The 26,145-nt window shown below is 42.3% G+C and carries 21 protein-coding genes, 4 tRNA genes, 1 pseudogene and 1 other annotated feature; of the genes and pseudogenes, 6 read left to right on the top strand and 20 right to left on the bottom strand.

The features are described 5' to 3' along the window. Window positions 1–426: 426 nt before the first annotated feature. From clpB to rluD, 3 genes are all read right to left on the bottom strand, one after another. Window positions 427–3,000 carry an ATP-dependent chaperone ClpB gene (gene clpB, locus PSI22_RS09170; protein ID WP_273579474.1) on the bottom strand — a complete coding sequence of 858 codons (2,574 nt, stop codon included), beginning with the start codon at window positions 2,998–3,000 and terminating at the stop codon, window positions 427–429. Between the two features lie 129 nt (window positions 3,001–3,129). After that, complete coding sequence (gene yfiH, locus PSI22_RS09165) at window positions 3,130–3,861, bottom strand: purine nucleoside phosphorylase YfiH (protein WP_273579473.1); 732 nt, start codon at window positions 3,859–3,861, stop codon at window positions 3,130–3,132. A 4-nt stretch (window positions 3,862–3,865) separates the two neighbouring features. Continuing rightward, window positions 3,866–4,843 (bottom strand): 23S rRNA pseudouridine(1911/1915/1917) synthase RluD, encoded by a 978-nt coding sequence (rluD, locus tag PSI22_RS09160; protein WP_273579472.1) that lies wholly within the window; start codon window positions 4,841–4,843, stop codon window positions 3,866–3,868. Window positions 4,844–4,990: 147 nt separating this feature from the next. Between rluD and bamD the strand changes: the two genes are divergently transcribed. From bamD to pheA, 3 genes are all read left to right on the top strand, one after another. Then, window positions 4,991–5,713: an outer membrane protein assembly factor BamD gene (gene bamD / locus PSI22_RS09155; protein WP_172664731.1), complete on the top strand. Its 723-nt coding sequence runs from the start codon at window positions 4,991–4,993 to the stop codon at window positions 5,711–5,713. Between the two features lie 366 nt (window positions 5,714–6,079). Continuing rightward, entirely contained in the window at window positions 6,080–6,412 is a 333-nt protein-coding gene (gene raiA / locus PSI22_RS09150; RefSeq protein ID WP_038192404.1) for a ribosome-associated translation inhibitor RaiA, read from the top strand. 139 nt (window positions 6,413–6,551) lie between these two features. Beyond that, window positions 6,552–6,672 (top strand) — a sequence feature (Phe leader region). Between the two features lie 45 nt (window positions 6,673–6,717). Further along, window positions 6,718–7,872, top strand: coding sequence for a bifunctional chorismate mutase/prephenate dehydratase (gene pheA / locus PSI22_RS09145; protein ID WP_273579471.1), 1,155 nt, complete (start codon window positions 6,718–6,720; stop codon window positions 7,870–7,872). Window positions 7,873–7,929: 57 nt separating this feature from the next. Here the strand turns inward: pheA and tyrA are convergent, their stop codons facing one another. Together tyrA and PSI22_RS09135 are read right to left on the bottom strand one after the other, a co-directional pair. Continuing rightward, on the bottom strand, window positions 7,930–9,051 hold the full coding sequence (gene tyrA, locus PSI22_RS09140) for a bifunctional chorismate mutase/prephenate dehydrogenase (RefSeq protein WP_273579470.1): 1,122 nt from the start codon (window positions 9,049–9,051) through the stop codon (window positions 7,930–7,932). Window positions 9,052–9,056: 5 nt separating this feature from the next. After that, entirely contained in the window at window positions 9,057–10,151 is a 1,095-nt protein-coding gene (locus PSI22_RS09135) for a 3-deoxy-7-phosphoheptulonate synthase (RefSeq protein ID WP_273579469.1), read from the bottom strand. A gap of 504 nt (window positions 10,152–10,655) precedes the next feature. Between PSI22_RS09135 and PSI22_RS09130 the strand changes: the two are divergent. Continuing rightward, window positions 10,656–10,832, top strand: a pseudogene (locus tag PSI22_RS09130) (anaerobic C4-dicarboxylate transporter family protein); the annotation flags it as partial. 395 nt (window positions 10,833–11,227) lie between these two features. Here PSI22_RS09130 and rplS read toward each other — a convergent pair. The 5 genes from rplS to ffh all read right to left on the bottom strand — a co-directional run bounded on the left by rplS (window position 11,228) and on the right by ffh (window position 14,769). Then, window positions 11,228–11,581 (bottom strand): 50S ribosomal protein L19, encoded by a 354-nt coding sequence (gene rplS / locus PSI22_RS09125; RefSeq protein ID WP_012989636.1) that lies wholly within the window; start codon window positions 11,579–11,581, stop codon window positions 11,228–11,230. Window positions 11,582–11,645: 64 nt separating this feature from the next. After that, on the bottom strand, window positions 11,646–12,398 hold the full coding sequence (gene trmD / locus PSI22_RS09120; protein ID WP_038256640.1) for a tRNA (guanosine(37)-N1)-methyltransferase TrmD: 753 nt from the start codon (window positions 12,396–12,398) through the stop codon (window positions 11,646–11,648). 37 nt (window positions 12,399–12,435) lie between these two features. Next, the gene (rimM, locus tag PSI22_RS09115) at window positions 12,436–12,984 is read right to left on the bottom strand and encodes a ribosome maturation factor RimM (protein ID WP_273579468.1); all 549 of its coding nucleotides are present in this window, start codon (window positions 12,982–12,984) and stop codon (window positions 12,436–12,438) included. Window positions 12,985–13,002: 18 nt separating this feature from the next. Beyond that, window positions 13,003–13,269 carry a 30S ribosomal protein S16 gene (gene rpsP / locus PSI22_RS09110; protein ID WP_038189537.1) on the bottom strand — a complete coding sequence of 89 codons (267 nt, stop codon included), beginning with the start codon at window positions 13,267–13,269 and terminating at the stop codon, window positions 13,003–13,005. A gap of 138 nt (window positions 13,270–13,407) precedes the next feature. After that, window positions 13,408–14,769: a signal recognition particle protein gene (gene ffh / locus PSI22_RS09105; protein WP_273579467.1), complete on the bottom strand. Its 1,362-nt coding sequence runs from the start codon at window positions 14,767–14,769 to the stop codon at window positions 13,408–13,410. 188 nt (window positions 14,770–14,957) lie between these two features. On the opposite strand from ffh, the gene PSI22_RS09100 reads away from it, so the two are divergent. Then, complete coding sequence (locus tag PSI22_RS09100; protein ID WP_273579466.1) at window positions 14,958–15,749, top strand: cytochrome C assembly family protein; 792 nt, start codon at window positions 14,958–14,960, stop codon at window positions 15,747–15,749. Window positions 15,750–15,803: 54 nt separating this feature from the next. After that, window positions 15,804–17,087 (top strand): HlyC/CorC family transporter, encoded by a 1,284-nt coding sequence (locus PSI22_RS09095; protein ID WP_273579465.1) that lies wholly within the window; start codon window positions 15,804–15,806, stop codon window positions 17,085–17,087. Window positions 17,088–17,699: 612 nt separating this feature from the next. Here PSI22_RS09095 and luxS read toward each other — a convergent pair. The 10 genes from luxS to pncC all read right to left on the bottom strand — a co-directional run bounded on the left by luxS (window position 17,700) and on the right by pncC (window position 26,134). Next, entirely contained in the window at window positions 17,700–18,215 is a 516-nt protein-coding gene (gene luxS / locus PSI22_RS09090) for an S-ribosylhomocysteine lyase (RefSeq protein ID WP_046337321.1), read from the bottom strand. Between the two features lie 164 nt (window positions 18,216–18,379). Continuing rightward, complete coding sequence (gene gshA, locus PSI22_RS09085) at window positions 18,380–19,939, bottom strand: glutamate--cysteine ligase (RefSeq protein WP_046337322.1); 1,560 nt, start codon at window positions 19,937–19,939, stop codon at window positions 18,380–18,382. Between the two features lie 194 nt (window positions 19,940–20,133). Then, window positions 20,134–20,210 (bottom strand) — tRNA-Arg (locus PSI22_RS09080). Window positions 20,211–20,297: 87 nt separating this feature from the next. After that, window positions 20,298–20,374: transfer RNA gene (locus PSI22_RS09075), tRNA-Arg, on the bottom strand. Between the two features lie 85 nt (window positions 20,375–20,459). Further along, window positions 20,460–20,536, bottom strand: a tRNA-Arg gene (locus PSI22_RS09070). 10 nt (window positions 20,537–20,546) lie between these two features. After that, a tRNA-Ser gene (locus PSI22_RS09065) sits at window positions 20,547–20,639 on the bottom strand. Between the two features lie 434 nt (window positions 20,640–21,073). Continuing rightward, window positions 21,074–21,259, bottom strand: coding sequence for a carbon storage regulator CsrA (gene csrA, locus PSI22_RS09060; protein WP_010845367.1), 186 nt, complete (start codon window positions 21,257–21,259; stop codon window positions 21,074–21,076). Between the two features lie 247 nt (window positions 21,260–21,506). Continuing rightward, complete coding sequence (gene alaS / locus PSI22_RS09055) at window positions 21,507–24,134, bottom strand: alanine--tRNA ligase (protein WP_273579464.1); 2,628 nt, start codon at window positions 24,132–24,134, stop codon at window positions 21,507–21,509. 314 nt (window positions 24,135–24,448) lie between these two features. Further along, on the bottom strand, window positions 24,449–25,525 hold the full coding sequence (gene recA / locus PSI22_RS09050) for a recombinase RecA (protein ID WP_273579463.1): 1,077 nt from the start codon (window positions 25,523–25,525) through the stop codon (window positions 24,449–24,451). A 105-nt stretch (window positions 25,526–25,630) separates the two neighbouring features. Beyond that, window positions 25,631–26,134, bottom strand: a complete 504-nt coding sequence (gene pncC / locus PSI22_RS09045; protein WP_273579462.1) for a nicotinamide-nucleotide amidase — start codon at window positions 26,132–26,134, stop codon at window positions 25,631–25,633. Between the last annotated feature and the right edge of the window lie 11 nt (window positions 26,135–26,145).

Raw genomic sequence — 26,145 nt, 5'->3', positions numbered from 1 at the left:
TGTCTTGTGAGTGCCCACACAGATTGTCTGATTAAGTTATTAAAGAGCGGACTGACTTAACGTAAGGTTTGGGTCAGTCAGGGCTGCGTATCTTACGCTTTTTGCCCGGAGAGTCAAGCGCTTATTTTCGCTTTTCTCTCGCTGGCCTCCGCGGCGTGTCTTCGCTCAGCGTCGGTCAGTGGTGGCGCATTATAGGGACTTTTATAATACTGGCAATAGTTATTTTAAAAAAAACTCTCAATCGATTATTTATCCTCCAACGCAAGCCAAATTGGTACTTTGTTAGACTAAAAAATGAAAAAAGAGGTGATTTTTCCACCTCTTTTTACTTCTGGTATACCTTTTTATATCACCTCATGAAAATTTCACATGTAGAGTTGTCTATATAAAGACGACTATCTATGAAAATCGACCAAGCAAACAATCTCATTGTTTTGCAACTATGTGGTCGTTTTCCAGATCTAAAGTAACCAATTTTCCGGGAATCAGTTTGCCTGAAAGGATCTGCTGGGCCAAAGGGTTTTCGATCTCTTGCTGGATGGCTCGTTTTAATGGCCGAGCACCATATACAGGATCAAAACCAGCGTCACTCAATTTCTCCAATGCCGTCGATGTCATCGTGACCTGATAGCCACGCTCTTCCAAACGATGGTATAAACGTTGTAATTGGATATTCGCAATGGATGTCAGATGTTCTTTTCCTAATGGATGGAACACGACTACTTCATCGACACGGTTAATAAATTCAGGCCTGAAATGATGACCAACTACTTCCATCACTATATCTTTCATTCCCGCATAATCCAGTGCGCCAAAACGTTCCTGAATCATATCTGAACCTAGGTTAGAGGTCATAATTATAACAGTATTGCGAAAATCAACCGTTCTCCCCTGTCCATCCGTCAGACGACCATCATCCAATACCTGTAACAGAATGTTGAAAACATCAGGGTGAGCTTTTTCTACCTCATCCAGTAAAATCACTGAATAAGGGCGACGACGCACCGCTTCTGTCAGATACCCCCCCTCTTCATATCCAACATATCCAGGAGGAGCCCCCACCAATCTTGAAACAGTATGTTTTTCCATAAATTCCGACATGTCTAGGCGTACCATCGCATCATCACTGTCGAATAGGAAATTGGCCAACGCTTTGCACAATTCGGTTTTACCTACCCCCGTCGGCCCCAAAAACATAAAAGAACCAATCGGACGATTTGGATCGGATAATCCCGCACGGCTACGACGAATTGCATTAGATACAGCCTCAACAGACTCATTTTGCCCGATGACACGTTTATGTAATTCATACTCCATGCGCAGAAGTTTATCTTTTTCACTCTCCAACATTCTGGATACAGGAATTCCCGTCCAGCGAGCAAGAATTTCGGCAATTTCGGCATCGGTCACTTTGTTACGCAGCAGTTTCATATGATGGCTTTCTAACGTTGTTGCCATTGCCAAACGTTTTTCCAATTCTGGAATTCTTCCGTACTGGATTTCAGACATCTTCGCTAGATCACCACTACGACGGGCTTTTTCTAATTCAAGGCGCGTATTCTCTAATTCTGCTTTAATGTTCTGAGTGCCAATCAGCTCTGCCTTTTCGGCTTTCCACTCTTCTTCCAGCTCAGAATATTCGCGTTCTTTCTCCACCAGCTCCATATTCAACATTTCGAGTCGTTTTTTACTGCCATCGTCCGGTTCTTTTTTCAGTGCCTGCTGCTCCAGCTTTAATTGAATAACCCGACGCTCCAGACGATCCAGTGCTTCTGGTTTAGAATCCATTTGCATACGCAAACTTGCTCCTGCTTCATCAATCAGATCGATGGCTTTGTCTGGCAACATACGATCTGAAATATAGCGATGGGACAATGTCGCAGCAGCAACGATTGCTGGATCAGTAATTTGTACATGGTGATGCAATTCATAGCGTTCTTTAAGCCCACGCAGGATAGCAATGGTATCTTCAACGGTTGGCTCCGCAACATACACCTTTTGGAAACGACGTTCCAAAGCAGCATCTTTTTCAATGTACTGACGATATTCATCCAGTGTCGTCGCACCAACACAGTGTAGTTCACCGCGAGCCAGGGCGGGTTTAAGCATATTACCGGCATCCATTGCGCCATCAGCCTTACCTGCTCCTACCACCGTATGCAATTCATCAATGAACAGAATGACTGAGCCTTCCTGTTTGGCGAGATCGTTCAAAACACCTTTCAAACGTTCTTCAAATTCACCACGGTATTTCGCACCCGCCACTAGCGTTCCCATATCAAGGGACAGAACGCGTTTGTTTTTCAGCCCCTCCGGGACTTCACCATTAATAATACGCTGCGCCAGACCTTCAACTATGGCGGTTTTCCCAACACCCGGTTCACCAATAAGAACAGGGTTATTTTTAGTTCTACGCTGTAATACCTGAATTGTCCGGCGAATTTCGTCATCGCGCCCAATCACGGGATCTAATTTGCCCTGTTCGGCGCGTTCAGTTAGATCGATTGTGTATTTTTTTAGTGCCTGACGCTGATCTTCAGCGCCTTGATCACTCACTTTCTCACCACCACGCATCTGTTCTATTGCCTTAGCGATTTTATCTTTGGTTGTTCCCACAGCTTTAAGTATGTCACTTAATGTTCCACGTTCTTCTATTGCCGCCAGAACAAAGAGTTCAGAAGAAATAAAATTGTCACCTGCTTTTTGCGCAAGTTTATCACACAGGTTTAAATAACGACCCAGCTCATTGGATACCTGTACATCACCACCATTACCCTCTACTTTCGGTAATCGATCCAAGGCTTGGTTAAGTTGATTGTTGATGCTACTCGTATCAACCCCTGCCGATGTCAGTAAGGGACGAACAGAGCCACCCTCTTGATTAAGCAATGCGCTCATCAAGTGGGTCGGTTCGATGAATTGATTATCACGCCCTAATGCAAGGGATTGGGCGTCAGCGAGAGCAAGCTGGAATTTATTAGTAAGACGATCCAGACGCATAACACCTCCAATACTGGTCAGAATTTGCTACTGGAAACTAGATAAGGTCATTCCTTAAATATTCAAGGTACTCTGAAAAGTTAATTGGAAACTAGCCACTATACGCCAGAAATCGTCCTATAAAACCGATTATCTCAGCCAGATTAAAGTTGCCATACGTCCAGTGTTACCATCACGGCGATAGGAGAAAAAGTTTCTTTCCTCAGTGGCAGTACAAGCAGTCCCTCCAAATACTTCATTTATACCAATAGACTGCAACTTTAATTTAGCCAGTAAATAGATATTTGCCAAAAATTTATTACCATAAGGCGTAAAGGCTTGTTCTAGCTCAGGATTGGTTACAACAAACGCGTCCATAACTTCACGGCCCACCTCAAATTTTTCAGGGCCAATGGCTGGCCCTAACCATGCGCGGATCATTTCAGGTTTTGCGCTAAATCGAGACACGGTATTTTCTAGAACCCCTGTACATAACCCACGCCATCCCGCATGCGCCGCTGCAATTTCATCTCCCGCAATGGCGTAGAAAAGAACAGGCAGGCAATCAGCTGTCATGACAGCACAAACCTGCCCGGGCATATTCGTGTAAACAGCATCAGCCTGATTATCTTTCGCTGGCTGGCCATCCAGATTGATGACACGAGTTCCGTGTACCTGCTCCAACCAGACAGGTTGTTGTGGCAACTGAGCATATTCAACCAGCAGTTTTCTGTTCCGCTCCACACATTCCGAATCATCACCAACATGGTTACCCAGATTCAGACTGTCATAAGGCGGTAGGCTTACTCCACCCAAGCGGGTTGTACTGCAAGCGCCAACATTATCAAGCTGTGGCCAATCAGGAAAAATCAGTGGGGTCATTTACCTACCAGTCCATCTCATCTTTGAAAGTTTCAGTATCCGCTTTCATCACATCAACCAGTTTAACCATATCATCCGGTAATTCTGCATGCCATTCCATCTCAATACCAGAAATGGGATGGTAAAGTCGTAGCATGGTGGCATGTAATGCCTGACGATCAAAGTTGCGCATCACTTCGCGAAATTCGTCTGAAGCGCCTTTTAACGGACGAGGACGACCACCGTATAAAGGATCACCAACCAGAGGGTGCTTAATATGTGCCATATGGACACGGATCTGATGTGTCCTGCCAGTTTCCAGGCGCAGGCGCAGACGAGTATGTGCCCGGAAATGTTCCATAACCCGATAATGGGTAACTGCCGGTTTTCCCATAGGATGCACTGCCATGTGTGTCCGTTTTGTCGGATGGCGGGAGATCGGTTCTTCTACCATTCCCCCTGCTGTCATGCATCCCAAGGCGATCGCTTCATATTCACGGGTAATTTCACGCAATTGCAGGGATTCCACCAGACGGGTTTGTGCTGGAACGGTTTTTGCGACAACCATCAGCCCGGTCGTGTCTTTATCGAGACGGTGTACAATACCAGCGCGAGGGACATCTGCAATTGCAGGATAGCGGTATAACAAGGCATTCAGTACTGTACCATCAGGGTTACCTGCCCCAGGATGTACAACCAAATCACGCGGTTTGTTAATCACTAGAATATCATCATCTTCATAGACAATATTCAACTCGATATCTTGTGGCTCCCAACGCGCATCTTCTTCAATGATGGCATCAATGGAAATTTCTTCACCGCCCAGTACTTTTTCTTTTGGCTTATTGATCAATTTACCATTAACCTGAACTTTATTATCTAAAATCCATTCTTTTATACGGGATCTTGAATAATCAGAGAACAATTCAGCCAAAGCCTGATCTAAACGTTGACCGAGCTGTGTTTCAGCGACTGTTGCATTAAGTCGTATTTGTTGTGCCATATATAAATTCTGTATTTTACGTTGAGTTTTGACGGCAAAGCCGTTTCATTTAAAATAATGTGCTATTGTAGCTCTATCTTTTGCTGGGAACTTTATGGATAGTCTCCCAGAAAACACTCAGAGGATAATCAACACGTGATGATTCGCATGAAATATCTGGTGGCAGCAGCCACATTGAGTATGGTTTTATCTGGATGCTCCAACAATAAGGATGCTGTTCCTGATATCCCGCAATCTCAAATTTACTCAGCCGGGCAAAAACACCTGCAAGAAGGTAACTATAAAGGGGCTATCAAACAATTGGAATCCCTTGATAACCGTTATCCTTTTGGACCGTACTCCCAACAGACTCAGCTTGATTTGATCTATGCCTATTACAAATCAGCAGAATTCCCAATGGCTCTCGCATCCATTGACCGTTTCATGCGTCTGAACCCAACCCATCCGAATATCGACTATGTGATATATTTGCGTGCTCTGATATCCCAAGCCTTGGATGACAGTACTCTGCAAAGCTTTTTCGGCATAGATCGTTCAGATCGAGATCCTGAACATGCCCGTGCCTCATTCCGTGATTTCAACCTGCTAGTTAGCCGCTATCCTAACAGTCAGTATACATCCGATGCAGCCAAGCGTTTAGTCTTCCTCAAAGAACGTTTAGCCAAATATGAACTTGCGGTTGTGAAATATTACACTAAACGCAGCGCTTATGTGGCCGTTGTCAGTCGAGTTGAACAGATGTTACGGGATTATCCTGATACTCAAGCGACTCGAGAAGCACTTCCTTACATGGAAGCTTCCTATAAGAAATTGGGTCTGATGGCTGAAGCAGATAAAGTGGCAAAATTAATTGCGGCCAACCCAGTATAAGATTTAAGAAAAGTAAAAAGCATCATCAACAGCAGCTACGGCTGCTGTTATTTTTCATGGTTCAAATGCCCTTTTTACGGCACTACGCTTAATGGACTTATAATCTGCTTTAATTAGTTTCAGCAACTAACCCCTAGACGTAATGTCTCTTAGGATTATCAACCATCTTGATAATACCATAACTGACCGATAATGATGCATAACGCCCCTCTTAGCAATAAATATTCTCTATATCTTCTTCACCAATCACACTTCTGTTACTCACTGTCAAAACAGCCCAATAAAAGTGATTTAGATCATTCTTTTTACGTCAAAGAAAGGTATGCTGAAACCATCGAAGACGGAGTAACATAACGAGGTAACTATATGTTAGTGAACATCACCAGCAAACAAATGGAAATTACCCCCGCAATTCGTAGCCATGTAGAAGACCGTCTAAACAAGTTGAACAAATGGCAAGTCAACCTAATTAATCCACATATCGTACTCACAAAAGAACCACAGGGGTTCTTGGTTGATGCCACAATAGGTATACCAAACAACACATTAGTTGCTAGTGCAAAACATGAGGATATGTACGCTGCCATCAACGAACTACTGACAAAATTAGAGCGTCAACTCAATAAAGTGCAGCATAAGGGAGAAGCACGCCGTGCAGATCACAGCGTTAAAGACTCCAACTTTGACGTAGAAGTTTAATCACAGCTTAACCTTATTTAACGCGCTCAATGAGCGCGTTTTTATTGCCCTACAGAGCCTTTCTATTGACACTCCACACCAAATAAGTTAATTAAAGTACATTATTGGCACCATAAAAAAGTAATACACTCATAAATGATATGGCTATCAAACTGTTTTTCTTCTTTTTCTTTTTTACCTTCTCATGAGGAGGTTTTTTCGTTTTAAAAAGGATAAGAAGACGAACAAAAAACCTCCCTACCAATGGGAGGTTTTTTTTTGCAGACCATCATCTATATCCATAATAAAAACGTCAGGAACATGCTATGGAACGAAATTTAGTTAATATACGAGAAGAAATCAGCAGTATTGATGCAGATTTGCTGGATCTGCTTGGGAAACGCCGGCAATTAGCCTGTGATATTGCGCAGACTAAACTTCTCGAACATCGCCCTGTCCGAGATAAAGACCGTGAACGGGAACTTCTTAATGTGTTAATTAATAAAGGCAAAACTCATGGTCTAGATGGGTTCTATATTACCCGCCTGTTTCAGATGATCATTGAAGATTCAGTATTAACCCAGCAAGCGTTGCTGCAACAGCATCTGAACCAGACACCTTACGACTCTGCACGCATTACTTTTCTAGGGCCAAAAGGTTCCTATTCCCATATTGCAGCCCGTCAATTTTCGGCGCGCCATTTCAATCAGTTGGTTGAATGCAGTTGTCATAAATTTCCAGATATTTTTTCGCTGGTTGAGATTGGTCAAGCAGATTATGGCATCCTGCCTCTCGAAAATACCAGTTCTGGAGCAATAAATGATGTTTATGATTTATTACAACAGACTTCATTATTCCTTGTTGGGGAGATAACCCTGCCAATAAACCACTGTTTATTGATTGGTACCGAGACTGATACGTCAAAAATAAAAACAGTTTATAGCCATTCTCAACCTTTCCAGCAATGCAACCAATACCTCAATCAATTTCCTCATTGGAAGATTGTCTATTGCGAAAGTACTGCTGCTGCCATGCAAAAAGTGGCAGAGCTCAACTCGCCAGAAGTGGCAGCGTTAGGGAGTGAAGCAGGGGGTGCACTCTATAAATTACGGGTTTTGGAAAACAATTTGGCAAATCAGCAAAATAATAGTACTCGCTTTATTGTTGTTGCCAAAAAACCCATTGATGTGTCAAATCAGGTTCCTGCCAAAACCACGTTTATAATGTCAACAGGACAGCAGGCTGGTGCTCTGGTCGATACGCTTATTATCTTGAAAAAACACGATATTATAATGAGTAAGTTGGAATCGCGTCCCATAAACGGCAAACCGTGGGAAGAGATGTTTTATATTGATGTACAAGCCAATATTCGCTCCATGAAAATGCAACAGGCACTTAAAGAATTGTCAGAAATTACCCGGTTCTTGAAAGTCTTGGGATGTTATCCCTCAGAAAATGTGATTTCTATCGACCCCTGCTAAAATAGAAAACCGGATGTTTTCATCCGGTTTCACAATTTGGTATCGATGCAAAATGCACTATATCCGGCTATCACTAGCCTGCTGCAAAAGAGACTGACTCTCTTTCATAAATCGAGTGGCTTCATTACCAAACCACTCATTCACTTGGTTAAAACTCGCAATAAAAGCCGACTTATCCTGACTCTCCAGTATTTCAATCGCCTGTCCAAAACTCTGGTGATAACGGCGGATCAGCTCAATATTTTCAGGACTGGACATAATGATATCGGCATATAACTGAGGATCTTGGGCAAATAATCGACCAACCATAGCCAACTCCAATCGATAGATTGGTGAGGATAGTGATATCAGTTGCTGTAAATCGATATCCTCTTTTGCAAGATGCCGACCATAAGAAAAAGTAGTGAAATGACGCAGCGCTTGAATGAAGCTCATATTTTTGTCATGCTGCTCTGCACTAATTTGATGTAATCGCGCACCCCATACTGATATTTGTTCCAAAAACCATTGGTATGCTTCGGGCTGACGCCCATCACAATACACGACAACCTGTTTGGCAAAACTGCCCACATCGGGTCCAAACATAGGATGCAACCCTAAAACCGGGCCTTGATGCACATCAAGCATCGCCTTTAACGGCTTTTGTTTAATAGAGGCCAAATCAACCAAAACACACTGTTCCGGCAAAGGAGGTAAACGGCGGATAACCTCTTCTGTCAAATGAATCGGCACACTGACAATTACCATTCCTGCATCTGCCAGTATATGTTCGGCCTTATCCCAATCTCCCGACTCAAGAACCCGAACTTCATAGCCAGATAAAGTTAACAAGCGACTAAACAGTTTCCCCATTTTCCCTGAGCCACCAATAATAACTATTGGCATTAGATGGGTACTGATTTTTTTGAATCCTTTATCGTTCTCACTTACGTAGGACTCTCGCATAATGCGCCGCAAAATATCTTCAATTAGGTCTGGCGGAATTCCCATCACTTCCGCTTCTTGGCGGCGGGAAGCCAACATGGACGCTTCCCTTTCTGGTACGTAAATCGGCAAACCCAGTTGGCTCTTAATTTCTCCAACTTCTGTCACTAAATGCATTCGCTTCGCCAGTAACGCCAATAATGCTTTGTCTACTTCATCAATTTGTTCCCGCAATTGTGATAATTTTGCTGCCATATCAATTATCCTGCTTTTTCCATCATCATGTTACGTTTTGCAAAACGTGGGGCAATTTGTTGGTGTAATTTTCTTAATACCTGCTCCGTGGTTTGCCAGTTAATACAGGCGTCAGTCACTGAAACACCATATTGCATCTCAGAACGAGGCTGTTCTGAGGGCTGATTTCCTTCGTGAATGTTGCTTTCCAACATAATACCAATGATAGATCGATTTCCAGACATAATCTGTTCAGCAACGGAATCCACTACGATGCTCTGACGACGAAAATCTTTATTGGAATTACCATGACTGCAATCAATCATTAACGATGGCGTTAAACCTGCCTTGATCATTTGGCTTTCGCAGTCAGCAACATGCTCAGAACTATAATTCGGTTCGGTGCCACCACGCAGGATAACATGCCCATTTGGGTTACCTTGGGTTTGTAGCAGACAGACTTGCCCTGACTGATTTATTCCCATGAAGCAATGTGGCATGGCAGCCGCTTTCATGGCGTTAATTGCAGTATTCAAATTGCCATCAGTCCCATTTTTGAATCCAACGGAGACAGACAATCCCGATGCCATTTCGCGGTGAGTTTGTGATTCTGTCGTTCTCGCCCCGATCGCTGACCAACTGAATAGGTCTCCCAAGTATTGAGGATTATTAAGATCTAGTGCTTCATTGGCCAGTGGCAATCCCATTTTCACTAAATTCATTAATAAACCGCGGGCAATATGCAGCCCAGTATCTATATCAAACGAACCATCCATATGGGGATCACTGATTAAGCCTTTCCAACCAACCGTCGTACGGGGTTTTTCAAAATAGACACGCATAACAATATACAGGCAATCACTTAATTCAGTAGAAAGTACTTTCAGGCGACGGGCATAATCGAGGGCGGCGTCCACATCATGAATTGAGCAGGGGCCACACACCACTAACAAACGAGGATCACGGTGCTGAATAATATCAGCGATGGTATTACGGGCATTTGTGATGGCATGCAGATCGTTGCGACTCAATGGGTATTTCTGTTTCAGCTCCTCAGGTGTGATAAAAATCTGTTCACCAAGAATATGAACGTTATTAAGTGCATCTTTTTGCATGATCATGTTCTATGCCTGCCTTGTTTTGTCTGTTTAAGTTTTTTTTTAAGTGTCAGGCAGACAACATACCACGCATAGTAAAGAATACAATCCAATTGTGTAAATAACTTCCAATTACCGTAAATTATTATTTACACAAGAGTAAATATACTATCGATGACTCTATAGAATTAACAATCCCTTTGGTTTTTTATTTCCATAAAAAATATATTAGTTAATTTAAATATTAATATTTAATAAAATAATAATTACATTTACAATTGAAATATTTTATTAAAAAGATAAATATTTTTAAAAATCATTCAGTAAAAACAAGATTTCAATCCTGTTTTTATATACAAATTTTAATAAAATTAACATGTGATTTTAATGTTTATATAAAACCATAAAATAATATTTATAATTAATAGCTAAATAAAATAGCTTAAATACCTCAAATTATTAATTTTTATTCGTTTATTAAAAATAGATATGATAACGCTAAAATTTACCATAATAATCACATAATTATTGATAGACACACATTATGCTGGCATGGAATTGGGACTGATCAGTGATATTAGACTTTTTATACTGACATTTGTTTTTGGACTGAAACCAGGTAAGCTGCCTGTAGATGCGATGTTCACCATTCTTGCGGTAATCGGTTATGCATTTACTCTGCAAATTGCAAATGGATTATCGATGTTCCGCTCTCAAAGCCACCACTTTATTTTTGGCTTTGGCTAATGTATTCAATGTTAACCTATCTTTTTTTATTTTCGCTATCGTGCTCTTAGGAATGCCATACTGTTCAGCTCGCCTTCATCACAAATTATAAAGTTCCATCTCAATCAAAATCATCGGCTCAATAGTAGTGCTGAATATGTCATTAATTCTTTTTTCCAAATCAATTTTTCAAAGAAATGTTTTTTGGAAAAGAAGTGTATAAAGAAGAGAGTTCAGGCACGATCGCAAGACTCTACTTTTAAACGAGTTTTAATTACAAAAAAATACCGTATAGAAAAAATAGTGCATTGTAATAAATAATTAGAGGCCTGCATATGCAGGCCTCTATAACTTTCGGATGTAGCGAAAGCATATTATCTAGCGTTAAGACGCTCTTTAATACGAGCCGCCTTACCAGAACGCTCACGCAGGTAATACAGTTTAGCTTTACGAACGGCACCACGACGTTTAACACTGATGCTGTCTACGACAGGGGAGTGAGTCTGGAATACACGCTCAACTCCTTCGCCGTTAGAAATCTTACGAACAGTGAATGCAGAATGCAGACCACGGTTACGAATTGCAATAACCACGCCCTCGAATGTCTGCAGACGCTTTTTAGAACCTTCAACGACCCATACCTTAACTTCTACGGTGTCACCCGGACGGAATGAAGGTACGTCTTGCTTCATCTGTTCTTGTTCAATTTGTTTAATAATGTTGCTCATAATAACTCTCTTACCCTAGATAAACTGATATATCAAAGACATTCCTTCACAGGATATGCCTGGATTAACTCGTTGCCTGATCCTGATATTCCTGTTGGAATTCAGACAGCAACATCCTCTGCTCGTCAGTCAGAGCTAGGCTTTCTAGAAGTTCGGGCCTTCTTAACCAAGTTCGGCCAAGCGATTGTTTCATTCGCCAGCGATTAATTTCGGCATGGTTTCCCGATAATAAAACAGGGGGAACTTCCATCCCATCCAACACCTCAGGGCGGGTATAATGTGGACAATCCAATAATCCATCAGCAAACGAGTCTTCTTCTGCCGATGCCTGATGCCCCAATACTCCCGGAATAAACCGAGATATAGAGTCAATCATCGTCATTGCAGGAAGTTCTCCCCCGCTGAGAACGTAATCCCCGATAGACCATTCTTCGTCAATTTCGGTTTGGATGACACGCTCATCAATACCTTCATAACGGCCACAAACAAGAATCAATTTCTCATTTGCTGCCAGCTCACAAACTCCCTGTTGATCGAGTTTGCGCCCCTGTGGTGAAAGGTAAATCACCTTTGCATTAACGCCTGCCGCTGCTTTGGCTGCATGGATGGCTTCCCGTAACGGTTGCACCATCATTAGCATGCCTGGACCACCGCCATAAGGACGATCATCAACGGTACGATGCCTATCGTAGGTAAAATCCCTAGGACTCCAGCATTCAATACTCAGCAGGCCATTTTTTACAGCCCGACCAGTTACCCCGTAATCGGTTATTGCGCGGAACATTTCAGGAAACAGGCTAATAACCCCAATCCACATACAGCGTCCCACTCATTTAAACCGTTTTAACCGGAGATTAAAAACTAGGATCCCAATCTACTTCAATAGTTTTAGTAGCGAGATCGACTTTCTTGATAACCTGCCCATCAAGAAACGGAACTAACCGTTCCTTGATACCGAATGCATCTTTCAGGTTTGCTTTTATTACCATCACATCGTTAGAACCTGTTTCCATCATGTCGTTGATAGTCCCAAGGTTATAACCCGCAATATTTATTACCTGACAACCCATAAGGTCTTTCCAGTAATAATCACCGGTTTCCAGTTCTGGTAATTGGGTAGAATCCACCACCACTTCACAGTTGGTGAATAAATTCGCAGCATCCCGATCATCAATATCTTTGATTTTGATGATCAGATCCTGATTGTGGTATTTCCACGTTTCCAGCTCAACATGTTGCCACTGGCCTGAACGCTGAATAAACCACGGTTGATATTCAAAAATGTCTTCGGTACGTTCGGTGGAAGAAAACACTCTGAGCCAACCACGAATGCCATATGCGGAGCCCAATTTCCCCAACACTATTGGATAAACAGGCGGCTCCAGGCCAGTTTGCTTGCTCATAGTTGCCACCGCGACAGATTAAGCTGCTTCAGCTACTTTAGCTGATTTTTTAGCATCTTTGATCAGTGCAGAAACACGATCAGACACAGATGCACCCAGACCAACCCAATGTTCGATACGGTCCAGATCTAAACGCAGAGCTTCTGCTTTCCCTGATGCGATAGGGTTGAAGAAACCAACGCGCTCAATGAAACGACCATCACGCGCATTACGGCTATCAGTCACGACTACTTGATAAAACGGACGCTTTTTTGCGCCGCCACGAGCTAAACGAATTGTTACCATAACATCCTCATTAGTTAGCAAAACAACCAGACTTCATCGAGGAATGAAGTCCGGCTATTCATATAAAAAGCTCGAAAATTTTACTCACTTTGGCGCAAAAAGCAATCCAAAGAGCACTTTCTTTCTCGACTTTGTTAATTATCGCCCCATAAAGCCAGGTGGCAGCATGCCTTTCATGCCTTTCATCATTTTGGCTAGACCACCTTTCTTCATCTTTTTCATCATACGTTGCATTTCATCAAATTGTTTCAGCAAACGGTTGACATCCTGCACCTGAGTACCAGACCCTGCCGCAATACGACGTTTGCGGGAGCCTTTGATAATCTCAGGTTTTTCACGCTCTTTACGGGTCATTGAATTGATAATGGCTTCCATTTTCACCAGAACCTTGTCATCCATTTGGGATTTGACGGCATCAGGGATCTGCGACATGCCCGGCATTTTGCTCAACATACTGGTCATTCCACCCATATTGCGCATTTGCTTGAGCTGATCAAGGAAGTCATTTAAATCAAAACCATCACCTTTTTTCAGTTTTGATGCGAGTTTCTCTGCTTGAGTTCGGTCAACTTTGCTTTCAATTTCCTCAATCAATGAAAGCACATCTCCCATACCCAGAATACGGGATGCAATGCGATCTGGATGGAAAGGCTCCAATGCATCCGTTTTTTCACCAACGCCAAGGAATTTAATTGGTTTGCCAGTAATATGACGAATGGAAAGCGCAGCACCACCACGAGCATCACCATCAACTTTGGTCAGAACAACCCCTGTCAACGGCAGTGCTTCATTAAATGCCTTCGCCGTATTTGCTGCATCCTGCCCAGTCATTGCATCAACAACAAACAGAGTTTCAACAGGGTTGATGGCCGCATGAACCGCTTTAATTTCGTCCATCATTGCTTCATCAACATGCAGACGACCTGCGGTATCGACCAACAGCACATCATAGAATTTCAGTTTGGCATGCTGGATAGCTTTATTGGCGATATCAACCGGTTTTTCCTGCGGATCTGAAGGGAAAAAATCAATATCAACAGCTTCAGATAGTGTTTCAAGCTGTTTGATCGCTGCTGGACGATATACGTCAACAGAAACGACCAATACTTTTTTCTTGTTTTTTTCTTTGAGCAGTTTGCCCAATTTTGCAACGCTGGTTGTTTTACCCGCGCCTTGCAAACCCGCCATCAGAACCACAGCAGGTGGCTGTGCGGAAAGGTTCAACTCACTGTTTACCTCTCCCATCGCCTTAACCAGTTCATTCTGAACGATTTTGACGAATTCCTGTCCTGGAGTCAGGCTTTTATTAACTTCATGCCCTACGGCATTCTCTTTGATTCGTGAAATAAAATCACGCACGACAGGCAATGCAACATCTGCTTCGAGCAAAGCCATGCGAACTTCACGCAACGTATCTTTAATATTATCTTCAGTCAGCCGTCCGCGGCCACTGATATTGCGCAATGTGCGCGATAGTCTGTCAGTTAAATTATCAAACATTGTCTCAGCTCAGATATCTACAAAAGGGGCTACCTGTAAGGCAAATTTAGCGAATTATAACACGATGATGATGCAATCTCTGCAAAGAGATTACCAAGTATGATTAACAACGGTTGGAGGCTACCTCAGCTAGCGTTATACTTAAATTTTAAGTTCAATCTAACATTATTGCGAAAACGACAAACGTTATGCCGGTATTTTCAATTATTGCTTTACTTGCTTATCTCATTAGCCTGACGCTCATTGTGCCGGGTTTATTGCGGCAACAAAACAGTTATCAAAAGCTGGCTCTGCTTTTCTCTATTATGGCCTTGATTAATCATGCGATTGCATTGAAATATCAGATTTTTCATGTCAGCAGCGGCCAAAATCTCACGTTGTTAAATTTAGGTTCGATTGTCAGCTTACTCATGAGCACCATTATGACTGTCGTGGCTTTCCGTGGTCGGGCATGGTTTCTGCAACCCATCGTTTACAGTTTCTCCATGATAAATTTAATGCTGGCCAGTATGGTGCCAGGGGCATTCATTACCCATCTGGAAGACAGTATCGAGTTATTCATTCATATTGGGTTAGCGCTCCTTGGGTATGCCACCTTACTTATCGCTGCACTTTATGCACTACAACTTGGCTGGTTGGATCATCTGCTTAAAAAGAAAAAATTCTCTTTTTCTTCTGGCATGCCCCCTCTGATGACCATTGAACGCAAAATGTTTCACATTACCCAAGTCGGTGTCATTTTACTCACATTGACGTTATGTACAGGCATCATGTACATGGATAATATTTTCGGTAAAGAGAATATTCACAAATCCGTTTTATCTATCATTGCATGGTTTATCTACGTTATCTTACTCTGGGGGCACTATCATGAAGGATGGCGCGGCAAGCGTGTCATTTGGTTCAATCTGATTGGCGCGTTTATCCTGACACTCGCCTTTTTTGGTGGCAGGCTATTACAGGAAATTATGGTTTATTAACGGTCAAAGGATCACTATAGCCAGTCTGTATAAATATTAGGAAGGAATTTTGCTTTGGAGAATGTTTCAACAAGCACATTAATCATTGTTCTTGTCATCATGGTCATCATTTCTGCCTACTTTTCTGCCTCAGAAACTAGCATGATGACAATAAACCGTTATCGATTACGCCATCTGGCAAAACAAGGTAGCCGTCCTGCACGGAGGGTAGAATCACTACTGCGTCGTCCTGACAGGCTGATCAGTCTTATCCTTATCGGTAACAACCTCATCAATATTCTGGCCTCTTCGCTTGCCACTATTGTGGGAATGCGTCTTTATCAAGATGCAGGCGTTGCCATCGCCACTGGCATATTGACTTTCGTGATTCTAATTTTTGCTGAAGTAATGCCCAAAACCATCGCGGCGCTTTACCCAGAAAAAGTGGCATTTCCAAGTAGTTTACTACTACGACCACTGGAAAAAGTCATGCTTCCCCTTGTCTGGGCATTTAATAAAATCAGTTTACTGCTTATGCGCTGTCTAGGCATAAAAACCTCTGACATTCGCAATGATGCTGTCAGCAAAGATGAACTGCGCACAATTGTGAATGAGTCAAACACCAATCTCTCACGCCGTAATCAAGATATGCTTATTTCAATATTAGATCTCGAGAAAGTGACTGTTGGCGACATCATGGTGCCTCGTAATGAGATTGTCGGTATTGACATTAATGATGACTGGAAGTCAGTGATACGACAATTGACTCATTCACCACATGGCAGAATTGTGCTTTACCGCGATTCTCTCGATGATGCCATTGGCATGTTGCGTGTACGTGAAGCCTATCGCCTCATGATGGAGAAAAAAGCGTTTACGAAAAGAAATCTGATTAAAGCCGCAGATAAGATCTACTTTATTCCTGTCAGCATCCCGCTGAACACTCAGTTGGTTAATTTCCAACGCAACAAGCAAAAAACTGGCCTAATCGTTGACGAATACGGCGATATTCAGGGGCTTGTTACAGTCGAAGATATTTTGGAAGAAATTGTCGGTGATTTTACTACTTCTATGTCCCCTACTTTAGCAGAAGAAGTAATGCCACAGAGTGATGGTACTGTTCTAGTTGATGGTACAGCTAATATCCGCGAATTAAACAAAGTCTTCGGCTGGGCATTGCCTGCGGATGGACCAAGAACAATGAACGGCATGATTCTAGAAGAGTTAGGTGAAATTCCTGAATTGAACGCTCAAGTGCAGATTAATAAATATAATTTTGAAATTCTATCGGTACACAGCAATGTCATCAAACAGGTGAGAGTGACTCCTATTAATCAAGCAGCAAAACTTTCTGAATAAGTAAGTATTATCACTATTAGTGTACGAAGGAAACATTAAGAGGGGGAAGGATTAATACCCTAGCATATAACCTTCCCCTCACTCCATAATATAAGATTTATCTTCTATCTCTGCGTTCACAATTAGTTCCATACTCACACTTACCTTTTCAGAATGAGGATTACTTTCAAATAAGTAATTTTTATTAAAAATAATTAAATTAAGAAAAAATTACAATAAGAATAATCATCATTGGAATAAGATAAATACTTCTGAATTTTTCTATATTTTCTAATATATTTCAAGTTCTATTTCTATTAATAGCCCTGTCTGAATCCAAATAATTCATGATAAATCATATTGTTACACAAAAACCAACCAATTTTTTAATAATCATTTAGAAATGCAGCTTGATATTTGCGTATATTAAAAATCTAAATTTCCGGATATATATCTATACATGAGTTATTATTTCAAATAAAAAATAGAATTGATACGGGGTTAGCTAAAAATAAGCTAACCCCGTCAATATAAGGTAGGTCTAGCCGTTTTTAACAAGATTTTTACGGCTAAAAAGAACGTGTGTAAACATCAGATATATATTTTCAACACATTACACACCCTTCAACCATACTACACTTGAAGTTCAACTAATATCTCTTCAGGTAGCGCCAGCTCATCATTGAGGTTAACTCGAACATCTGCATCAAGAATATGGCGAGCGATGTCCTGCGCTTCTTGCAGAGAATGCATCTCATAAGTACCACATTGATAAATGTTCAATTCTGGGATCTGATTCTGATCTTTAACCTTCAGTACATCAGCCATAGCTGCTTTCCAAGACTCGGCTACCCTCAATTCAGCTGGCTCACCAATCAAGCTCATATAAAAACCAGTGCGGCACCCCATTGGGGAGATATCGATAATCTCAACACCATCACCATTCAAATGGTTACGCATAAAGCCCGCAAACAGATGTTCCAGGGTATGAATCCCTTTTTCTGGCATCACTTCTTTGTTAGGAACACAAAAACGTAAATCAAATACTGTGATGGTATCACCATGAGGTGTTTTCATCGTTTTGGCAACTCTAACAGCAGGTGCCTCCATACGAGTATGGTCAACTGTAAAACTATCTAATAAAGGCATAATAATACCTCCTGAGGTATCAGATTTTTTACGAAAATTTTTTCAAATAGATGAAACCTTTTCATTTGCGGCTGGTCATAAGATATGAAGACGCGCAAAATTGTTATCATCCCTATTCTCTAAGAGATTTTATTTCGGCCACCACTGGTGGCCATTTTCTTTTTTTAATACCCAGCATGTAGTTTTAGATAATCTTCAAAATCCATGCTGTCTTGCTGCTCTAAGCTCTTTTGCCGTTCTATCGAAGCGTGACGCTCAACAGAAAAACATTCTTCACTCAGGATTGAATACGGCTCTTCAAGCAGTTCGCGATGATACTTGGTTGCCAATTCCAATCCAAAACCAACAATCCCTTGAGCTTTCATATTGCCCAGTACACGGGCTGAAAATGTCAATGATGGATCTTCAAACATACCAACCAACTCTTTGCAGGCTGATTGATATTGTGTTCCAGAACAGGTATCCAAGACTTCAGCTACACGTTCTAAGTCTTTGAATAATTCTTGACCAACTGTTTTAAGTGGCTGCTGCTCAATACCATAACCAATACCGATATTCAGCCCTGGTTTACGCCCTTCCAAAATGACCTTGTTCCAGTTTTGACGACAACAGTCAAGTTCCTTGCTACTCATTTCAGGAGCATCAGCCAAAGCACACCATATCAAAAATAGATCAAGAAAGCGGATCTGAATTTCATTGACGCCAATCGCCGTGAAAGGATTAATATCCAGAGAACGAACTTCGATATACTCTACACCGCCACGCAGCAAGGCATCAGAAGGAGATTCGCTCTCTTGAGTGACACGTTTGGGGCGAATCGGTGCATACAGCTCATTCTCAATTTGAAGAACATTGGTGTTAAGCTGTAGATATTTGCCATCTTTTTTGTTCCCCAAAGCCGCAAACTCTGTAGATGGTTTATGAATGGCTTTTTTAAGACCTTCTACATACGAATGGAGATTGTTAAAGGTGATATTCAGATCACTTTGTGATTTGTTGGTATACCCCAAATCACTCATTCTCAACGAAGTTGCATAAGGCAGGTAACAAGTCCCTTTTTCAGTTTCCTCAAAAGGGAGTACTGTCTCTCGCCCACGTAAGAACGAAGAACAAATCGCGGGTGATGCACCAAATAAATAAGGGATCACCCATCCAAAACGATAATAATTACGGATCAGACGAAAATATCCATCTGAAATCTGTTCCTTGCCACTTTCTGCATCTTTGATGCCTAACCATGCCTGCCAGAAACTTATTGGCAACGAGAAGTTATAATGTACGCCAGAAATGGTCTGCATCAATGCACCGTAACGGTTTTTCAATCCCTCACGGTATAAGGTCTTAAACCGCCCCACATTGGACGTGCCATATTGTGCCAGAGTGATGTTTTCCTCTTTGTCAATAAAGCATGGCATACTCAAAGGCCACATTTTTTCATTACCCAAGTTCTGGGCAGTGTAACGATGTAAATCTTTAAGGAAAGCGACCGTTCTTTCTATGTCGCTATCAACGGGGGTAATAAACTCCAATAGAGATTCAGCAAAATCAGTTGTAATCCATTTATGCGTTAAAGAAGCACCAAGTGGTTCTGGATGCCCTGTCATAGCTAAATGACCGTCTGGAGTAACACGCAATGTTTCACGCTCAATACCACGACAAATACCGTTCAACACGGTGGGATTTGCCTCTAGCCATGACAATGCTTTTGATACGTCCGGGATCAATTTGACCTCCCGTGGAGTTTTAAAAAGATTATTACTAAGCGTTTACTTTATATCAAACAAGTCAGATTGTCGCTGATTACATAATCCTGATGATATACGATTGAATAAATTATGAGTTCGGATGATAAAAGAAATGTAATATCTGAAAGGTGATAAACAAAAAAGCCCCCACCTTATCAAGGCAGGGGCTAATATGGTGCATCCAGGAGGATTCGAACCTCCGACCGCTCGGTTCGTAGCCGAGTACTCTATCCAGCTGAGCTATGGATGCGTTATCAGTTTTCTATTTCTGGTCAGGCACTATTGGCTGCCTTCTTTCCAGGTTCTAAATACCATAATGAAATCATGGAATTGAATATGGTGCATCCAGGAGGATTCGAACCTCCGACCGCTCGGTTCGTAGCCGAGTACTCTATCCAGCTGAGCTATGGATGCGTTGTCAGTTTTCTATTTCTGGTCAGGCGCTGCTGATTACCTGAATTTTCAGAATTGGGACACCTAATAATTACGGTGATTAAGATGGTGCATCCAGGAGGATTCGAACCTCCGACCGCTCGGTTCGTAGCCGAGTACTCTATCCAGCTGAGCTATGGATGCATTCTTAAAATGGCGGTGAGGGAGGGATTCGAACCCTCGATGCAGCTCTTAACCACATACTCCCTTAGCAGGGGAGCGCCTTCAGCCTCTCGGCCACCTCACCATTCGCTTTAAAACTTGCGACTTTGAAGTTTTCACTTCGTGACCTTTAAGAACCTTTACTTCTGAATCTTACTCAGAAGCTTTTCTTCAAGCTCTTCGTCGCTGCGATGGCGCACATATTACTTTCCCTGCCTGATAAGTCAAACAATTTTTCGCAACTTTTTTTTCGTTTGGATACTTAGCATGCAGAATGCTTAGTTTAACGGCTAAGGGGCTGTTTTATCGACAGCACAATCCCTTAAATTTTGTTAAAATTTATGAAAATGATTATTCACCGCTATAACCTCATGAACGATGCTTTTTCAACAGATAGAAAATAAAAAGACGTGAGAGAATAAAATTAAGGTAGTAACGAAGCGTGAATCACTTCAATTTGGAAAGAGGGGAAGCAGAGTAGCGCCCAAGTCTTAAAAAAGAGTGGACGCCATTCTTGAATTAAAAAGTTGTAGGCTGAGACTTCTCTGCCTGAATCCGTTGATAAATTTCTTCACGGTGAACAGAAACTTCCTTGGGCGCATTCACACCAATGCGAACTTGGTTGCCTTTAACTCCCAGTACTGTGACTGTTACCTCATCGCCTATCATGAGCGTTTCACCAACTCGACGAGTCAGAATAAGCATTCTTTGCTCCTTGAAAATTTAAAAGAGTCGGGTCTCTAGGTTTCCCCGCTATTATCCATCAAACACCGTGAAAACGTAAAGCAATGATATCTACTTAAAGTATAAGCAGTTTTGAACACATTTCCTATATCTATAGGATAGCTAAAATATAAGTATGCGCCCAACATTTCAACAATTTCACAACAAAAAAAAATCCGGCACCATAAAAAACACTTTCATGGTGCCCTGGCTGTCACGGCAATACCAACTATAACCGCAATGTTACCCACTCTTCTACACTAGCCAATGCGGAAGGAAGAGCTGCTACATCCGTCCCGCCAGCCTGTGCCAGATCAGGACGTCCTCCTCCTTTACCTCCAACTTGCTGGGCAACAAAAGAGATTAAATCGCCTGCTTTTATTCTAGCAGTCAAATCCTTCGTTATACCAACAATTAGGGTGACTTTATCACCAGTCACAGTAGAAAGCACAATAATTGCTGATCCCAGTTGGTTTTTCAGATCATCAACCATCGTTCTGAGCATTTTGGGCTCAGTATCACCCAATTGTGTCACCAGTAGACGAACTCCTTGGATCTCTTTAGTTTGATTTACCAAAGAGGAGCTTTCCTGAGCTGCTTGCTGAGACTTCAACTGTTGCAACTCTTTTTCCAACTGCTTTGTTCTATCCAGTGTCGTTTTCACTTTCTCATTCAAGCTACTTATATCACCTTTCACAAGATGAGCAATATCTTGCAGTAAATCCGTCTGCTGATAAACAGAATTCAGTGCAGTTTGCCCCGTGATAGCTTCTATACGACGAATTCCTGCAGCTGTACCTGATTCACTGGAAATACGAAATAACCCAATATCACCAGTACGGTTAGCATGAGTTCCACCACATAACTCAGTAGAAAAGCCTCCCATGCTCAATACACGTACCTGTTCATCATACTTCTCACCAAACAGAGCCATGGCACCTTTGGTTTTTGCTTCTTCCAACTTCATTAATTCTGTAACAATTGATGAATTTTTGCGGATTTCTTCATTCACCAGATTTTCTACCTGACGGATCTGTTCTGGCTTCATTGCTTCAAAATGAGAGAAGTCAAAACGCAGATATTTATCATTTACTAAAGAACCCTTCTGAGAAACATGTTCTCCCAGAATCTGACGCAATGCCGCATGTAGCAAATGGGTTGCGGAGTGATTCAAACGAATCGAATCTCGGCGTACCCTATTAATCTCGGCATTAATTGTACAATTAATACTCAAATCGCCATTTATCAATTTACCAATGTGACCAATTGCCTGACCGTATTTTTGTGTATCAGCAACCTCAAATATCCCGTTACCATTGGACAGATTACCTGTATCACCAACTTGTCCGCCAGATTCAGCATAGAACGCTGTCTTATCAAGTATAACGATCGCTTCTTCACCTGCATGAATTTGATCAACCGCTTCACCATGATGGAAAATGGCCATCACTGTTGCTTGCTGTGAGTTATGCTCGTAACCAGAAAAATCACTGCGGCCGTCAATTTTGATCTGTTCGTTATAATCTGTGCCAAAACCACTGGATTCACGTGCCCGGCGACGCTGGTTTTCCATCGCAATATCAAAGCCGGCTTCATCGACTTTGATATTACGCTCACGGCAAACATCCGCCGTCAGATCAACTGGGAAACCATAGGTATCATAGAGACGAAAAGCAGTTTCGCCATCAAGGGTATCCCCAGACAGTTTTGCCAGTTCTTCATCCAGCAATTGCAGGCCGCGTTCCAGCGTACGGGCAAATTGCTCTTCTTCAGTTTTCAATACCTGTTCAACCAACGACTGCTGGCGTTTTAGCTCATCGCCTGCCGCACCCATGATTTTGATCAGTGGAGCAACCAGTTTATAGAAGAAGGTTTCTTTTGCACCCAGCATGTTGCCATGGCGAACTGCGCGGCGAATGATACGGCGCAACACATAACCACGGTTCTCATTCGACGGAACAACCCCATCACAAATCAAGAAGGCGCATGAGCGGATATGGTCTGCAATAACACGCAGAGATTTGTTGGTAAGATCGGTTGCGCCAGTCACTTCTGCTACAGAAGCAATTAGATCGCAGAATAAATCAATATCGTAGTTGGAATTGACGTGCTGTAACACTGCGGTGAGACGTTCCAAACCCATTCCGGTATCAACGGAAGGTTTTGGTAATGGCTCCATTGTGCCATCCGCGTGGCGGTTAAACTGCATGAAAACGATGTTCCAGATTTCAATATATCTGTCACCGTCTTCTTCTGGGCTGCCTGGAGGCCCACCCCAAATGTGCTCGCCGTGGTCATAGAAAATTTCTGTGCAAGGACCGCAAGGACCGGTATCTCCCATTTGCCAGAAGTTATCTGATGCATAAGGGGCACCTTTGTTATCACCGATTCGAATAATTTTTTCTGCTGGAACGCCAACTTCTTTGTGCCAGATATCATAGGCTTCATCGTCTGTCTCATAGACAGTAACCCACAGTTTTTCTTTTGGCAGATTGAACCACTCTTCGCCTGTCAGCAGTTCCCATGCGTATTTAATCGCATCTTGTTTAAAATAATCGCCAAAACTGAAATTACCCAACATTTCGAAGAAAGTGTGGTGACGGGCTGTATAACCAACATTTTCTAAATCGTTATGCTTACCGCCAGCACGGACACAGCGCTGAGCCGTTGTTGCTCGAGAATAAGGCCTTTTATCCAACCCAAGAAAAACATCTTTAAACTGGTTCATCCCTGCATTAGTGAACAACAAGGTTGGATCATTATTTGGCACCAGTGAACTGCTTGGTACTATTTGGTGCCCTTTAGTGTGAAAAAAGTCAAGAAACGCTTGACGGATCTCAGCGGTGCTTTTACTCATAATTGTCCCGAAATCAAGCTGAAAAAACAGATTTATGTATGGTTGAGGTGGTATAGCGCATCACCATTTCAACTCACGAATAAATTAAAATAGGGTTAAGATAGAATGTCTTCCATAAGAAGTAAAATCCCATATAAATTCATCCGCTTTTCAGCATTGTAATTCGTCTGGACATTTTCTGAAAGTCTGTTTGTCAAGCCAGTTTCAGTATCCCTGTATCAATGATGGTGATTACCCCTATAAAAACAAAAACCACATCCCGACAGGATGTGGTTCTTCAGAAAGCAATTTGTCACAACAGCGTAAAAGAGTAATTAGAACTCTTCGTTTTTCACTTCTTCACCGTTGTCTTCATAATCGGCTTCATAATCAGAGACTGCACTACTGAATCCACCTGTATTATTCAACAGTAATTCACGCAGTTTTTTATCCAGCTCAGCAGAGATTTCTGGGTGCTCTTTCAGGTAAATCGTAGCATTAGCTTTACCCTGCCCGATTTTATCCCCGTTATAGCTGTACCAAGCACCTGCTTTTTCGACCATTTTGTGTTTAACGCCCAAGTCGACCAATTCGCCAAAGGTGTTAATACCTTCACCATACAAGATCTGGAATTCGGCTTGTTTGAACGGTGCCGCAATTTTGTTCTTGACTACTTTCACACGAGTTTCGCTGCCAACAACTTCATCGCCATTCTTTACGGAACCAGTACGGCGGATATCCAAACGGACAGATGCATAAAATTTCAGTGCATTACCACCTGTTGTGGTTTCTGGGTTACCAAACATTACACCAATTTTCATACGGATCTGGTTGATAAAGATTAGCAGAGTATTCGAGTTTTTCAGGTTACCTGCCAACTTACGCATGGCCTGACTCATCATACGAGCGGCCAAGCCCATATGGGAATCGCCGATCTCACCTTCGATTTCCGCTTTCGGGGTCAATGCAGCAACGGAGTCAACAACGATGACGTCAACCGCCCCAGAGCGTGACAAGGCATCACAGATTTCCAGTGCCTGTTCACCTGTATCAGGCTGAGAGCACAGCAGGTTATCAATATCTACGCCCAACTTTTTGGCATAAACCGGATCAAGGGCATGTTCGGCATCAATAAAAGCACAGGTTTTGCCTTCACGCTGGGCAGAAGCAATAACTTGCAATGTCAGTGTTGTCTTACCGGAAGATTCAGGCCCGTATATTTCAACAATACGGCCCATTGGCAAACCACCTGCACCTAATGCTATATCCAGTGACAGTGAGCCGGTAGAGATAGTTTCAACGTCCATTGAGCGGTTTTCACCCAGACGCATGATAGAACCTTTACCAAATTGTTTTTCAATTTGACCCAGCGCCGCTGCGAGTGCTTTTTGTTTGTTTTCATCGTTAGCCATGTTTACTCCTTCGTAAGCAATGAAGGGGCTGCCCCACTGCTGATAAACCGTTTCTGATACCAAAGTGCTGGAATTAATTATACTGTATAATCATACAGCATCAAGCTAATTTTTTATGATTTCTTCCAGCAGTGTTTTTAAGGAAAAAATGACAGCCTGGAGCCGTACTGCATTACGATCACCTCTAAAATGCTGGCAATATGTCACGGTATGTACATCCTCACCATTATAGTAGGCAAACCCAAAGCAGACCGTTCCCGTCGGTTTTTCTTCACTGCCACCATCCGGACCTGCGATGCCACTGACAGAAACAGCAAAATCCGCTCTGGCCGTTCTTAATGCCCCTACTGCCATTTCTTTAACGACCTGTTCACTCACCGCACCAAACTGCACCAGTGATACCTGTGATACACCCAGCATTTCACTTTTGGAATCATTGCCGTAGGTCACGAAACCGCGGTTGAAATAGGCCGAACTTCCCGCAATATCTGTGATCACTTTAGCAATCCAGCCCCCTGTGCAGGATTCTGCACAAGTTAAAGATAATTTTTTCCGTTGTAGTCTCTTTCCGAGTTCAATACTAAGCTGATCCAGGATTTTTTCATCCATAACAAGCCTTC

It is taken from the genome of Xenorhabdus aichiensis (assembly GCF_028598775.1).
Classification (GTDB): Bacteria; Pseudomonadota; Gammaproteobacteria; order Enterobacterales; family Enterobacteriaceae; genus Xenorhabdus; species Xenorhabdus bovienii.
This window is presented reverse-complemented; position numbering and strand designations above follow the sequence as displayed.